This is a genomic window from Bradyrhizobium sp. 76 (genome assembly GCF_023073025.1).
In the GTDB taxonomy this organism is placed as follows: domain Bacteria; phylum Pseudomonadota; class Alphaproteobacteria; order Rhizobiales; family Xanthobacteraceae; genus Bradyrhizobium.
The window spans coordinates 72988-84756 of the sequence record NZ_JADPIS010000059.1 but is presented as its reverse complement, the minus strand read 5'-3'; the positions used below and the strand labels follow the sequence as shown (position 1 = coordinate 84756).

Sequence of the window (11769 nt, the reverse complement as noted above, 5' to 3'; positions counted from 1 at the left end):
AGCCGTCACCGCTTCGTCTTCGTTGCGTAAGCCGGAAGCACCATGATTGTTCGGCAGTTCATCAATTGGATCAGGACGGCGCCCGCTGGCGAGCGGGCCGAGGCGACGCGGGCGCTGGCCCGGGCCTGGCTGATCTCAGACCTTTCCCATGACGACCGTATTGCCGCTGAAGGCGCGCTTCTGATGCTGCTCGACGATCCCTCGCCGCTGGTGCGGCAGGCGATGGCCGAGGCGTTTGCGCGCAGCACCGAGGCGCCGGCGTCGATCGTGCGGGCGCTGTCGGCGGACCAGCCGACCGTCGCGCTGCCCGTGCTCGAACATTCTCCGCTGCTGATCGACGCCGATCTCGTCGACATCGTCGCGACCGGCAACGACGAGGTGCAGTGCGCGGTCGCGCGCCGCATCGCGCTGCCGGTATCGGTCTGCGCCGCCATTGCCGAAGTCGGCTGCGCGGCGGCAGCGCTCGAGCTGATCGAAAATCCTCATGCCGAGCTTGCGCCATTCTCCTGGGATCGCATCGTCGAGCGTCACGGCCATCTCGCCGCGATCCGCGAGGCGATGCTGGTGCTGGAGGATCTGCCGTCCGCCACGCGCGCTGCGCTGGTGGCAAAACTCTCGGAGACGCTGGCTCAATTCGTCGTGGCCCGGAACTGGCTGAGTGCCGACCGCGCCGAGCGGATCGCGACCGAGGCGCGCGACCGCTCCACCATGAATATCGCGGCGCGCTCACGCGGCGAAGACATGGAAGGTCTTGTTCGGCACCTGCGCATCACCGGCCAGCTCACAGCGGGTCTCATTCTGCGCGCGCTGCTGTCGAGCAATCTGGGCCTGTTCGATGCGGCGCTGGCTGAGCTCGCCGAGCTGCCGCTGGCGCGCGTGTCCGCGCTGCTGCACGATCGCGGCGGCAATAGCCTGCAGGCGCTGCTCCGGCGCGCCGGGCTTCCCGAGGCGACGTTTGCGGCCTTCCAGGTCGCGCTCGATGCCTGCCACGAGCAAGGCTTCGTCGACAGCGACGACAATGCGGTGCGGCTGCGCCGCCGCATGGTCGAGCGCGTGCTCACCCATTGCGAGACCGACCGCGGCGCGACCGAGCCGCTGATGGTCCTGCTGCGCCGCTTCGCCACCGAGTCCGCGCGCGAAGAGGCAAGGCTGTTCTGCGACGAGCTGGTCGCGGAGGAGATGGTTGATCCTGTCTATGACGATCTGATCGCGGCCTAATTCGATATCCGAGATAGGGCAGGTCGAAACCGCAAACTCCGTCATTGCGAGCGCAGCGAAGCAATCCAGAATCCCACCGCGGAGACAATCTGGATGGCTTCGCTGCGCTCGCAATGACAAGAGGAGAGAGGCGAGCCCTTACCCCGCCGGCGCGATGCTCGGCGCCAGGATCACCTCGAGATGCTCGGGGCGATCGCGGTTGGCGTCGGCGAGATAGTCGTCGGCGACCTTGCGCAGGCGCCGGCTGAGCTCGGCGGAGACGCTGATACTGTCGAGCTTGGTGTTCTCGTGCACGATGGCGAGGATGGCGTTGATGTGGTGCGTGAACAGCTCGGCCGGCACCTTTTCCAGATCGGGCGCGTGCTCGATGACACGGCACAGGCTCTCGGCTACGCCCGCCGCCGCCGGATAGCCGAAGGTCGCGGCATCGCCCTTGATGTCGTGCGCGGCGCGAAACAACTCGTCGCGCCTGTCCTTGGTGAAGCCGTCGTGCCGGATGGCGACGTAGGCGGCCGACAGCCGGTTGATCTCGGTCGCCATCCAGTCCTTGAACTCCCCGGCGAGGCCCGCGAGCGCCTGCTCGGCGCGGCCGACCGGATCGTCCATGTCCTTGTCTTCGACGCGGCGCAGGACCGACCGCAGCGGGTTGGGCTGCGTGATGATTTGATGCGTGGCGAAGGCCGTGATCTCGATGTCTCTTGCGCTGTTCTTCGCCATGATATTCGGCCTCGATCGTGAGAGACGTTGCGCTAGATGGAGGAGCGGGCCTTGTCGAGCAACGAGGGCTGCTGCAGCACCTCGTGCTTTTCGCCGACGCGGCGCTCGGGGCCCATATAGGCGGAGGTGATGTTGCGGCGCCGGTCCGGGCCGAAATAGGTCTTGGTCTTGATGAAGGGTCGGGGACTGGCGACCACGTTGAGGATGCGCTGGTAGAGCCCCTTGGCCGAGATCGGCTTGGCCAGGAATTCGGTGACGCCGGCATCGCGCGCCACCGTGACGCGGCGCTTCTCGGAATGGCCGGTCAGCATGATGATCGGCGCGTAAGGATTGCCCTTGGATTCCGGCTGCCGGATCATCTGCGCCAGCTCGAGCCCGTCGAAGATCGGCATCGCCCAGTCGGTGATGACGATGTCGGGCACGTAATGGCTGTACATTTCCAGCGCCGTGGCGCCGTCCTCGGCCTCGTAGACTTCACGCGCGCCAAAGGAATGCAGCAGCGTCCGCAGGATGCGGCGCATGTGCGGATTGTCGTCGCAGACGAGGAAACGCAGCTTGTTGAAATCGATGCGGAACATGGAGCCCGGGCCGGAGCGGTCAACTTTCGTTAACCATATCTCGCCGGGGGTTAATGAAGGGTTGCGATCGGCAGTCCGGCGAGGCGGCTCAGGAGCCGAACTGTTCGCGCAGAATGCGCTCTTCCAGGCTGTGACCGGGGTCGAACAGCATGCGCATTGAGATGGTCCTGTCGGACAGCACCTCGACGCGGCGGACGTCGCGCACCTCGTCGTGGTCGGCGACCGCCGCCACGGGGCGCTTGTCGCCCTCCAGCACCTCGATCACGACATAAGCCGTGTTCGGTAGCAGCGCGCCGCGCCAGCGTCGCGGGCGGAAGGCGCTGATCGGTGTCAGCGCCAGCAGCGCAGCGTTGATCGGCAGGATCGGTCCCTGGGCGGACAGATTGTAGGCGGTCGAGCCGGCCGGCGTTGCCACCATGATGCCGTCGGCGATCAGCTCGGACATGCGCTCGCGCTCGTCGATCAGGATCCGCAGGCGCGCGGCCTGGTAGGTCTGCCGGAACAGGGCGACCTCGTTGATGGCGTGATGCAGGTGAACGCGGTCGTTGGCGTCGGTCGCGCGCATCAGGAGCGGGTGGATCTCGGATTCCTGCGCGGCCTCGAGACGGGCCCGAAGATCGACCGTCGAGTACTCGTTCATCAGGAAGCCGACGGTGCCGCGGTGCATGCCGTAGATCGGTTTACCCGTGTGCATGTGCTGATGCAGCGTCTGGAGCATGAGCCCGTCGCCGCCGAGTGCGACCACGATGTCGGCGTCCTTCGGGTCGCAATTGCCGAAGTCTCTGGTGAGCTGGCCGAAGGCGGCTTGCGCCTCGCTGCTCGGGCTGGCGACGAAGGCGATCCGGTCGTATCGCGCTGGCTTGGTCATGGCTTCGGGCAGGGCCGCTGGCTGGAGAAAGTTCCGCCGGGCTCGTCTAACGATCTCGACCCCGATTGTCGAGGATGACCGCCCTTCACACCAGACCGGCAACTGCCCATTCCGATTTGAGGACGAAACCGGCTCGATTTGTGCCCAACCGGGCTCTTCGGGCGCCGCTGGAGCCATGATCCCCCAAACCGTCGCAATTTCGCGCTAGCCTTGCGGTCCGCACCGGTGGTCGTCGCCGGGCAGGGAGAACGATCATGGCCACGAATATGCCGGCGCTCCGCCGCGCGACCCTGGTGCTGGCGGTGTCGGCATTCGCGCTCGCAGGATTTGCGCGCGCCGACGATCCGCCGCAGCCGCGCGCTGAGGCGGCGGCAGCAGCCGGACAGAAGGGCGGTCGCGGCGGCGCACAAAGCGCGTCGCAGAATTCATCGTCAGCCGCCGAGCCGCACCGTCTTCCGTCGGATTCGACCACGAAGCAGACGCTCGATCTTCCCGGCCGCACCCTCAATTTCGCAGCGACCGCCGGATCGATCCGCGTGTTCGACGGCAAGGGCGAGCCGGTGGCGGACATCGCCTATACATCCTATGAGCTCGACGGCGCCGACCGGGCGACGCGCCCCGTGACGTTTCTGTTCAATGGCGGACCCGGTGCGTCGTCGGCATGGCTCCAGTTCGGCGCAGCGGGGCCGTGGCGGCTGCCGCTCGATGGCGAAGCCCTGTCGCCGTCCGCCTCGCCCGAGGTGAAGCCGAACGCGGAGACCTGGCTCGATTTCACCGATCTCGTCTTTATCGATCCCGTCAGCACTGGCTATAGCCGGTTCGTCGCGACCGGCGATGACGCGCGCAAATCGTTCTACTCCGTTGACGGTGACGTCAATTCGATCGCGCTCGTGATCCGCCGCTGGCTCGAGAAGCACGACCGGCTGACCTCGCCAAAATACGTCGCCGGCGAAAGCTATGGTGGCATTCGCGGGCCGAAGGTAGTGCGGCAGTTGCAGCTTCAGCACGGCGTCGGCGTCAGGGGATTGATCCTGGTGTCGCCGCTCCTGGACTTCCGCGAGTTCACCGGCACCAGCCTCCTGCAATATGTCGCGACGCTGCCGAGCTATGTCGCGGTGACCCGTGAGGCGAAAGGCCCGGTCAAGCGCGCCGATCTCGCCGACGTCGAGGCTTACGCGCGCGGCGAATTCCTGGCCGACCTCGTCAAGGGCGAGGCGGACCAGGAGGCGACCAATCGTCTTGCCGACAAGGTCGCCGAGCTCACCGGCATCGACCAGGCGGTGAGCCGCCGGCTTGCCGGCCGCTTCGACGTCGGCGAATTCCGCCGCGAATTCGACCGCAAGAACGGCAAGGTGACGGGGCGCTACGATGGCTCGGTACGCGGCTTCGATCCCTATCCGGATTCGAGCAGCTCGCGGTTCGGTGATCCGTCCGGCGATGCGCTGCAGGCGCCGCTGACGAGTGCCGCGGTCGATCTGTTGACACACAAGCTCAATTGGCGGCCCGATGGCTCCTACGAGGTGCTGAACGGCGCCGTCGAGGGTCACTGGGATTTCGGCCGCGGCATCAACCCGCCGCAGTCGGTCTCCGAGCTGCGCCAGATCCTCGCCACGGATGCGAAGCTGAACGTGCTGGTCGCGCACGGACTGTTCGATCTCGCCACGCCCTATTTCGGATCGAAGCGGGTGCTCGACCAGTTGCCGGCCTTCGCAACACAGCGTGTCAAGTTCGTGGTCTATCCCGGCGGCCACATGTTCTATTCGCGCGACGGCTCGCGACAGGCGCTTCGGAGCGAGGTCGAGACGCTCATTCGGGAGTAGGCCGTCGCTTGCGCGGCTTGTATCTCCGCGCGATCTCGCGGGCCACGACGGCCGCAGGCTTGATGTTGGCGCCCGCGATCCAGATGTCGCTGACCTTGCCACGCTTGTTGCGGACGCGGCGCACCGGCTCGCCATGGCTGGAGTAGCCGGCTGCCCAGGCGAGCTTGCCGGTGTCGCGACCGGTCACCTCGATCTCGGCGGCGTCCATGAACGGGTTGTTGAACTGGGGATTGGCGACCAGCACGCGGTTGCCGAGCGGCACGAGGTCGTTCGCGCCCCAGATCGTCCACCAGCGGCCGGTCCAGTCGCGCACGCGCCTGTCGGGTGCGCCACGGGCCTGGAAGACGCGGAGGATCTGCATTGCGCCGTCCATCCAGAACGGCGCCGCGCCGTCGATGGAGTTGCTGAGGATGCTGATCGCGAGCTCGCAAGCGGGGATGCAGCAGGTCCGCGAGATGTAACCTTGAAAGCCGCCGCCATGGCCGAACCAATCCCAGCCGTCGGTTTTGCCGGCGTTGACGCCGAGGCCGTAATAGGCCTCGAAGCTTTGCGGCACGCGCCAATGGTTTCGCGTCATCTCGCGGCGGCTCGCGACCGATAGCATGCTCTTTTTCGCATTGGGCGCGAGCTGTGCGTAGAAGCGGGCGGTATCGGCGGCGGTCGCGATGAAGCCGGCGGCGGAGGCCATCGCGTGCGCGGGATTGTCGCCGGGGATCACGCATCGCTCCCCATACGGCAGCTTGCGGGTGTGGCCGCGCGCGAACGATGCGCCCTTGGGAAGCGGCGCGTCCGGCTCGGTCTCGCGCAGGTCCGCAGGTTCGATGATCTCGCGCTTGATCCAGGTGCGGTAAGGCTCCTTGGTCACGGCTTCGATGACGAGACCGATCAGCCCAAAGCCGTGGTTGGAATATTTGAAGCGTGTGCCCGGCTCGATCGCGGTCGGCAGCTTCAATTCCGCGAGCAGCTCGCTAGCGTCGAGATAGGGACGGCTGTCGATGAACTGGCCGGAATCGGCGCCGTCGCGCGTCAGTCCTGCGCTGTGCGAGAGCACTTGCGCAATCGTCGTTCCGGCGACGCGCGGATGCAGGCCGGCGACATATTGGCCGATGGGATCGTCGAGCCGGAGCTTGCGCTGCTCGCGCAGCTTCATGATGCCGGCCGAGGTAAAGCTCTTCGAATGCGAGGCGATGCGGAAGCGGTGGCGCGGGGTGAGCTTCTCGCCGGTGTCGAGATTGGCGAGGCCGAACGCGTGCTCGGCGACGATTTCGCCGCGATGGGCGAATGCGACGATCACGCCCGGCTGCTGGATTGTGGTGTGCTGGAATTCGATCCAGGAGCCGATGTACTCGATTGCGGATCGCAGCCAATTGTCCATTGCGCACCGATTTGCGAGGGGAAGATTGGTGGGAAAGCTAGCCGAGAACGCAGAACGGGCACAACCCTGAGGTTGTGCCCGTTCGTCCCATTCGGAGATGCGATGTTCTTAATAGACGAGAGTCGCTCCGGTCGGCTTGTCGAGCGCGGTGGCGAGCGAACGATATTCGGAGCTGTCGGTGCCGGCGAGCGAGGCGAGCTTGTTCAGGTGATACTGCGCCTGCTCGCGGTTGCCCTGCTCGAGCTGCCAGAGGCCGTAATACTGCCAGGTGCGGACGTGGTTCGGATCGTCCTTCAGCGCCAGCTCGTAATAGACCTTCGACGACTGGTAGTCGCCGAGCTTGCGATAGGAGTAGCCGATCAGATTGGCGACGTCGGCGACGTCGTCGCGCTTGAGCGACTTCAGCTGGCCGATCGCGCCGGTGTAGTCGTGATTGTCGTAGATCGTGGTGTAGGCGGTGCGATAGGCAGCAAGGAATTTCGGATCGTTGACGGAGGAGCTCTTCTTCTTGCCCTTTTTGGTCGAGGTGTCCGAGGCCGGCGGCGACGAGGGGGTGTCGCCACCTGCGGCATAGGCGCTGGTCAGAGCCGGCCCGGCCGCCAATGTCATGGCGACAAGTCCCGGCACAAGAAGCGTTGAGAGTTTTCGCATCTAAGTTCTCCCGTATGGAACGTGGCGATCCTACACGATTGCCCAAAGACCGGAACACCCATCAGGCAAAAACATTCCCGGCATCCTGGTCTATTCGCCCTGCGGGCAGATGACAAACTTGTCATCCAGATGAACGGGAGCCTGCGGCGGGCTTCAGATTGGGTTCAGTGCGCGTCCCCTAGGCTCCAACCTACGATCAAAGGGTTGGCGAGAGGGCGCCCGCCTCAAGATCCTTCCAAGAGGAGACCAACCATGTTGAAGACCATTTCCGCAGCCTTGCTTGCAGCTTCCGTGATCGCAGCCCCGGCCTTCGCAGCCGAGACCGGCAAGACCACCACGACCACGCCGGTGATCAAGGCGGACCAGGCCCAGACCAAGGTGTCCACCACCGCCGCGAAACCCGACGCCGGCCTCAAGGCCGATGCCAAGACTTCGGATGTCAAGACTTCGGACGTCAAGGCTTCGGACGTCAAGGCCGACGCCAAGGTGGATGCCAAGTCGAAGGCGATGAACGCCAACGCCGCGGTCACGCCGGACGCGCACAAGACCGTGCGCACGCATCGCCACCACCACAAGCATCTCTCAGCGAAGAAGTCGCTGACGACGCAGCCGGACGTGACCAAGCCGGCGACGATGGAGAAGCGCAGCTAACGACTGATCCTGCGCGGCGGCGTTCTAGCATTGCCCAGCCGCCGCGTGAGGAATTCAGGCCCGGCCCGTTCGTCACGCCTTGCGCGAAAGCTCGAGGTGCTGGCGGCGGGCCGGTACGGCCATGCTGAAGCCCGCGAGCAACGTCCCACGTTTGGCGGCCGCAAACAAAACCTCGAAAACAACCCCATGCACAGTAGCCGGTGGTAGATAAATCAATGGTTTGATCGGTGGCTCATCTGCGGATTTTACGAAGCCGTTTGACTCGTCGGGCAAAACACCTGTAGACATGCATCATTGCAACCTTGGGGCTGGAACGTCTCCGAGACTGATCGAGCGGAGAGCGTAAGCGGTGCGGCGACTAGCGGAACGCGCAGTGAGCTTGGCGTTGATGCTGGCACTGCCGCTGGCGCTCACGGGATGCTTCGGCAGCGACGGTGACCGTCCGACCCTGATGGACGGGACCCAGGCCGGAGGTCCACAACCGTTCCCGGATAATTTCCGCGGCGACACGCTGGCCTTGATGCGCAGCTATCTGAACAACCCCGTCGGCGTGCGTGACGCCAGCATGGCCGAGCCGGTGCAGCGCGAGGTCGGCGGTCGGCAGTTCTACGTCAGCTGCCTGCACTTCACCCCACGCGAGACCGACGGCACCTACAAGGCCATGAGGGAACGCGCCGTGATTTTCGTCAACGGCCGGGCGGACCGCGTCGTCGATCGCGCCAGCGAGCTGTGCGCGGGCGCGGTTTACGTACCCTTTCCGGAACTTGAAAAGATGACGCGGTAGCGCAAAGCCCACCTTCATCGCTTGGTGATAGGACAGAGCCAACCGGAGCTGCCGGATCACATTTCGGGGAGCCTTGAACGGAGTGGTTTTGTGTTGCGACTAATCGCTACAGCAGGTTCTGTTTTCCAGCGGAAAAAAACCGTCGGTATGAGCCTGCGGGACGGAACAAAATCGCGCTGTTGCCGCTCCGTCACAGTAACGAACGATCAACGTTCCGGCATCGCCGCGAAGCAACCCAATTCACGCCACGTTGTTTCCTGAGTGTCGAATTTGAAAGAACGGGGATGATCATGAAAAGGATTTTGCTGGGTGCGGTTGCCCTGCTTGCGCTGGCCGCGCCGGCTGCCGCAGCCGACCTGCAGGCGCGCACCTACACCAAGGCTCCGGCCTACACGCCGCCGCAGGTGATCTACAACTGGACCGGCTTCTACATCGGCGGCCATGTCGGCGGCGCCTTTGCCGGCGACAGCAGCTTCCAGTCGAGCGACGCGCGCTTCCTCGGCGGTGTCCAGGGCGGCTTCGACTACCAGTTCGCGCCCAATTGGGTCATGGGTATCGAGGCGCAGTATTCCTGGCTGCCGACCAACAACGGCGGTGCCACGTTCCCGCTGGGCACGCAGGTGACCTCCAATACCGACCAGCTCGGCTCGGTGACCGGTCGCATCGGCTACACCTGGGGACCGGCGCTGCTTTACGCCAAGGGCGGTTATGCCTGGCGCAATGGCGGTCTTGGCGTGAATGTCGCCGGCGTGCCGCAGCCCTTCACCGCGACCGGGAACAGCAAGGACGGCTACACTGTCGGCGCTGGCCTCGAATATATGTTCGCGCCGAACTGGTCGGCCAAGGCCGAGTACCAGTACTACAACTTCGGCAGCACGACGATCACCTCCGGTCCGGCTGACGTCGTGGGCGTCCGCGGCCGGGAGGACGAGCATACCGTCAAGGTCGGCGTGAACTATCGCTTCGGCTGGGGCGGTCCGGCAGCCTCGCGCTACTGACGCGCCACCAACGATCACGATCTGACAAAGGCCGGCTCCCCCGCCGGCCTTTCGTTTGCCGGGCTCTGGTTGCCAGCCTTCTGTTTGCATTGCGTCAACCATCTGGCGCGTCATTTGCAAGCAAACGTTTTGGCGCGCGCTTTCTCACGCGCGTCATGGAGCTCGGGTAAAGCAAAAATAATTTTTGCAGCTTAGGGAACTCGCGCGCCGGAACGCGTTATATGAGAATTACCGGGCTGGTGGGACGACGGACATGCGTATCTTGGTGTCGGCTGTGGTGCTCTCGTGCTTCGTCAGTTTGCCGTGCGCTGCCCAAACAATCCTCAAATCCGAGCCTCTGATGCTGGCACCCTACGAGGTGGCCTTCGTCAAGGACGCCTCGTGCTCCTCCGGCAAGGTGCTGAAGGTCACCGGCGCGATCCGTGGGCTGCATCGCCGGAAGGCCTGCGTGGCTCTGGCGGGCGAGCAGGCCTCGCTCGCGACCGCGACGCCCTGAGCTTTTTGTGAGCTCCGGCTTCCCATCCTTGATCCGTCTTCAGGAATTCAGCTCAAGCTCCATCCTCGCTTGGCGATCGGCCTCGGCCTTGTTCCGGGCCGGGTCCTCGCCCTGTGCGGCCCGGCACGGCTTGATCTCGTAATCGTTGTCGAGCACCCGGCGTGGCCCGGGGCGGTTGTCATCCGCGGTTACGTCCACGACGAGGCCACTTCGTTGCGCGAGCCTCCAGACGTCGGACTCATCAGGATAGGCCTTGCTGATCTGGGCGTCGTTGCAGAACAGGGCGTAGGGCATTGTTCCCGCTCCCGGAAAGCGCGTTAACGATTTTGCGCGGGAGGGGTTCCGATTGCCGGTCGATCACGCGGCCGTGATCAGGGTCGCCGGGGCCTGAGTCCTTAACGAGTCCTGAATCCCGAAAAAAAGAATCCCCGGGACTCATTTGGCGGAATCAGGGGATGTTTTCGGTCATGACGACCGACCTGAAAACCTCTTGCGGGCACATGCTGCTGCCCCTCACGCTGGCCCTGATCGGCGCCTGCGCGGCCAATCTCTGGCTGGTGTGGTCCTGGCTGTAGCCCGCGACGGGAGGCCCCGGCTCTACTTTTCAGCCGGTGGCCGGGGGGAGGCGTCGCGAATAGCGGCGCGCAGTTTAGTCAGGGTGGCCGCGCAATACTCCTCGCGCTCGCGCTCGAACCGCTCCTGATGCTTGCGGAAATTGGCGATGCGGGCCTGCATCTCGGTGCGGACGTCGTGGCTCGCCGCGCGCTGCGATGGGAGAGGCAAGGGTTGGGGCGGAAGTGGCTTGCTCTCGACGACGGTGTTGACGGGGACGATCTGCACTGACGCGGCCACTGTCGCCATCGGGATCTCCGGTGGATGCAAGTCATCCTTTTTGCCGGTTACCGATTGGACGAAGGCCATTGTCTGCGCGATCAGCGCGTCGCGTTCCGTGATCCACTTCATGGTGCACCCCTGTCGGGGTCATTCCAGCAAAGCTGGCCGGCCGAATCAAGAAGGTGTTGGGTGGGGGATTGCATATTTTTCCCGGCCGCCCGACAGTGGGGAATGGATGTCAAAGCAGACCATTCAGCCGAAGCCGAGGGCTTGAGGCTCGTCCGCGCGTTCCTGTCGCTGCCGCCCGACAAACGGGCGGAGGTGATCGCCTTCGTTGAGGAGTTGGCCCGGGCCAAACGCCGTCCCGAGGAGGGCGCCGACGTCTCGCCGGGGTGAGGGCTAGCGCTCCCGCGGATTGAGGTTGGGCTCGAACGGAGCCCCGACCACCCGAACCGGCGTCGGAGCGGTCACATCGATCATTGCCCGTTGGGCCTGCTGCTTTGCCGGAGCCGGTTCGAACAGCGCAATTGCTCCAGCCAAGGCGCTACAGCACAGCGTCACCGTCGCCAGCAGAAACATGTTTCGGTTTTCTTCCCTGATCCGCATGGGCCGACAACGGACGACGCCACCGACCGGTTCCGGTTTTCCAAGCCCAGCTCACACCCCGGAATAGGCTGAAGCTTACACCAAGCTTACGGCGGAAGCCCAAATAGTTAGTTTTCCGTAAGACTACCCGGAACATCTGGCATCAAATCTTAACGTCAGCTGGTTCCAATGCA

16 protein-coding genes are annotated in these 11769 nt (G+C 64.6%); 7 read left to right on the top strand and 9 right to left on the bottom strand.

Annotated elements, in window-relative coordinates:
• Positions 1 to 42: 42 nt before the first annotated feature.
• Complete coding sequence (locus IVB48_RS12735; RefSeq protein ID WP_247400245.1) at positions 43 to 1218, top strand: DUF2336 domain-containing protein; 1176 nt, start codon at positions 43 to 45, stop codon at positions 1216 to 1218.
• 138 nt (positions 1219 to 1356) lie between these two features.
• Here IVB48_RS12735 and IVB48_RS12730 read toward each other — a convergent pair whose 3' ends face one another.
• The 3 genes from IVB48_RS12730 to IVB48_RS12720 form a co-directional block, all read right to left on the bottom strand.
• On the bottom strand, positions 1357 to 1935 hold the full coding sequence (locus IVB48_RS12730; protein ID WP_027518674.1) for an Hpt domain-containing protein: 579 nt from the start codon (positions 1933 to 1935) through the stop codon (positions 1357 to 1359).
• A gap of 32 nt (positions 1936 to 1967) precedes the next feature.
• The gene (locus IVB48_RS12725) at positions 1968 to 2513 is read right to left on the bottom strand and encodes a response regulator (RefSeq protein WP_027567831.1); all 546 of its coding nucleotides are present in this window, start codon (positions 2511 to 2513) and stop codon (positions 1968 to 1970) included.
• Between the two features lie 88 nt (positions 2514 to 2601).
• Complete coding sequence (locus IVB48_RS12720; protein ID WP_007602648.1) at positions 2602 to 3381, bottom strand: NAD kinase; 780 nt, start codon at positions 3379 to 3381, stop codon at positions 2602 to 2604.
• Between the two features lie 254 nt (positions 3382 to 3635).
• Between IVB48_RS12720 and IVB48_RS12715 the strand changes: the two genes are divergently transcribed.
• Positions 3636 to 5201, top strand: coding sequence for a peptidase S10 (locus tag IVB48_RS12715; RefSeq protein ID WP_247400243.1), 1566 nt, complete (start codon positions 3636 to 3638; stop codon positions 5199 to 5201).
• Here IVB48_RS12715 and IVB48_RS12710 read toward each other — a convergent pair.
• Entirely contained in the window at positions 5188 to 6576 is a 1389-nt protein-coding gene (locus IVB48_RS12710) for a serine hydrolase domain-containing protein (RefSeq protein ID WP_247400242.1), read from the bottom strand. The genes IVB48_RS12715 and IVB48_RS12710 overlap by 14 nt on opposite strands.
• Positions 6577 to 6684: 108 nt before the next feature.
• A complete protein-coding gene (locus IVB48_RS12705) occupies positions 6685 to 7227 on the bottom strand; it encodes a tetratricopeptide repeat protein (protein ID WP_027568442.1) in 543 nt (180 codons plus the stop codon).
• A 252-nt stretch (positions 7228 to 7479) separates the two neighbouring features.
• On the opposite strand from IVB48_RS12705, the gene IVB48_RS12700 reads away from it, so the two are divergent.
• Entirely contained in the window at positions 7480 to 7878 is a 399-nt protein-coding gene (locus tag IVB48_RS12700) for a hypothetical protein (RefSeq protein WP_247287105.1), read from the top strand.
• A gap of 72 nt (positions 7879 to 7950) precedes the next feature.
• Here the strand turns inward: IVB48_RS12700 and IVB48_RS12695 are convergent, their stop codons facing one another.
• Complete coding sequence (locus IVB48_RS12695; RefSeq protein WP_247287103.1) at positions 7951 to 8166, bottom strand: hypothetical protein; 216 nt, start codon at positions 8164 to 8166, stop codon at positions 7951 to 7953.
• Between the two features lie 100 nt (positions 8167 to 8266).
• Here IVB48_RS12695 and IVB48_RS12690 point away from each other — a divergent pair, with 100 nt between their 5' ends.
• The 3 genes from IVB48_RS12690 (at position 8267) to IVB48_RS41355 (ending at position 10156) form a co-directional block, all read left to right on the top strand.
• Positions 8267 to 8662, top strand: coding sequence for a hypothetical protein (locus IVB48_RS12690; protein WP_035961651.1), 396 nt, complete (start codon positions 8267 to 8269; stop codon positions 8660 to 8662).
• A 290-nt stretch (positions 8663 to 8952) separates the two neighbouring features.
• Positions 8953 to 9660, top strand: a complete 708-nt coding sequence (locus IVB48_RS12685; protein WP_247400239.1) for an outer membrane protein — start codon at positions 8953 to 8955, stop codon at positions 9658 to 9660.
• Between the two features lie 253 nt (positions 9661 to 9913).
• On the top strand, positions 9914 to 10156 hold the full coding sequence (locus tag IVB48_RS41355) for a hypothetical protein (protein ID WP_018455389.1): 243 nt from the start codon (positions 9914 to 9916) through the stop codon (positions 10154 to 10156).
• Between the two features lie 39 nt (positions 10157 to 10195).
• Here IVB48_RS41355 and IVB48_RS12675 read toward each other — a convergent pair whose 3' ends face one another.
• Both IVB48_RS12675 and IVB48_RS12670 read right to left on the bottom strand, forming a co-directional pair.
• A complete protein-coding gene (locus tag IVB48_RS12675) occupies positions 10196 to 10450 on the bottom strand; it encodes a hypothetical protein (RefSeq protein ID WP_018455390.1) in 255 nt (84 codons plus the stop codon).
• 303 nt (positions 10451 to 10753) lie between these two features.
• On the bottom strand, positions 10754 to 11119 hold the full coding sequence (locus IVB48_RS12670; RefSeq protein WP_027568438.1) for a hypothetical protein: 366 nt from the start codon (positions 11117 to 11119) through the stop codon (positions 10754 to 10756).
• Positions 11120 to 11221: 102 nt separating this feature from the next.
• Here IVB48_RS12670 and IVB48_RS12665 point away from each other — a divergent pair, with 102 nt between their 5' ends.
• Entirely contained in the window at positions 11222 to 11386 is a 165-nt protein-coding gene (locus tag IVB48_RS12665; RefSeq protein ID WP_197031174.1) for a hypothetical protein, read from the top strand.
• 3 nt (positions 11387 to 11389) lie between these two features.
• On the opposite strand, the gene IVB48_RS12660 is transcribed toward IVB48_RS12665, so the two are convergent.
• Entirely contained in the window at positions 11390 to 11569 is a 180-nt protein-coding gene (locus tag IVB48_RS12660; protein ID WP_027568437.1) for a hypothetical protein, read from the bottom strand.
• Between the last annotated feature and the right edge of the window lie 200 nt (positions 11570 to 11769).

Coding starts and splice junctions, on each gene's coding strand:
- IVB48_RS12735 (WP_247400245.1), top strand. CDS start 43: ATGATTGTTCGGCAGTTCATCAATTGGATCAGGACGGCGCCCGCTGGC.
- IVB48_RS12730 (WP_027518674.1), bottom strand. CDS start 1,935: ATGGCGAAGAACAGCGCAAGAGACATCGAGATCACGGCCTTCGCCACG.
- IVB48_RS12725 (WP_027567831.1), bottom strand. CDS start 2,513: ATGTTCCGCATCGATTTCAACAAGCTGCGTTTCCTCGTCTGCGACGAC.
- IVB48_RS12720 (WP_007602648.1), bottom strand. CDS start 3,381: ATGACCAAGCCAGCGCGATACGACCGGATCGCCTTCGTCGCCAGCCCG.
- IVB48_RS12715 (WP_247400243.1), top strand. CDS start 3,636: ATGGCCACGAATATGCCGGCGCTCCGCCGCGCGACCCTGGTGCTGGCG.
- IVB48_RS12710 (WP_247400242.1), bottom strand. CDS start 6,576: ATGGACAATTGGCTGCGATCCGCAATCGAGTACATCGGCTCCTGGATC.
- IVB48_RS12705 (WP_027568442.1), bottom strand. CDS start 7,227: ATGCGAAAACTCTCAACGCTTCTTGTGCCGGGACTTGTCGCCATGACA.
- IVB48_RS12700 (WP_247287105.1), top strand. CDS start 7,480: ATGTTGAAGACCATTTCCGCAGCCTTGCTTGCAGCTTCCGTGATCGCA.
- IVB48_RS12695 (WP_247287103.1), bottom strand. CDS start 8,166: ATGTCTACAGGTGTTTTGCCCGACGAGTCAAACGGCTTCGTAAAATCC.
- IVB48_RS12690 (WP_035961651.1), top strand. CDS start 8,267: ATGCTGGCACTGCCGCTGGCGCTCACGGGATGCTTCGGCAGCGACGGT.
- IVB48_RS12685 (WP_247400239.1), top strand. CDS start 8,953: ATGAAAAGGATTTTGCTGGGTGCGGTTGCCCTGCTTGCGCTGGCCGCG.
- IVB48_RS41355 (WP_018455389.1), top strand. CDS start 9,914: ATGCGTATCTTGGTGTCGGCTGTGGTGCTCTCGTGCTTCGTCAGTTTG.
- IVB48_RS12675 (WP_018455390.1), bottom strand. CDS start 10,450: ATGCCCTACGCCCTGTTCTGCAACGACGCCCAGATCAGCAAGGCCTAT.
- IVB48_RS12670 (WP_027568438.1), bottom strand. CDS start 11,119: ATGAAGTGGATCACGGAACGCGACGCGCTGATCGCGCAGACAATGGCC.
- IVB48_RS12665 (WP_197031174.1), top strand. CDS start 11,222: ATGGATGTCAAAGCAGACCATTCAGCCGAAGCCGAGGGCTTGAGGCTC.
- IVB48_RS12660 (WP_027568437.1), bottom strand. CDS start 11,569: ATGTTTCTGCTGGCGACGGTGACGCTGTGCTGTAGCGCCTTGGCTGGA.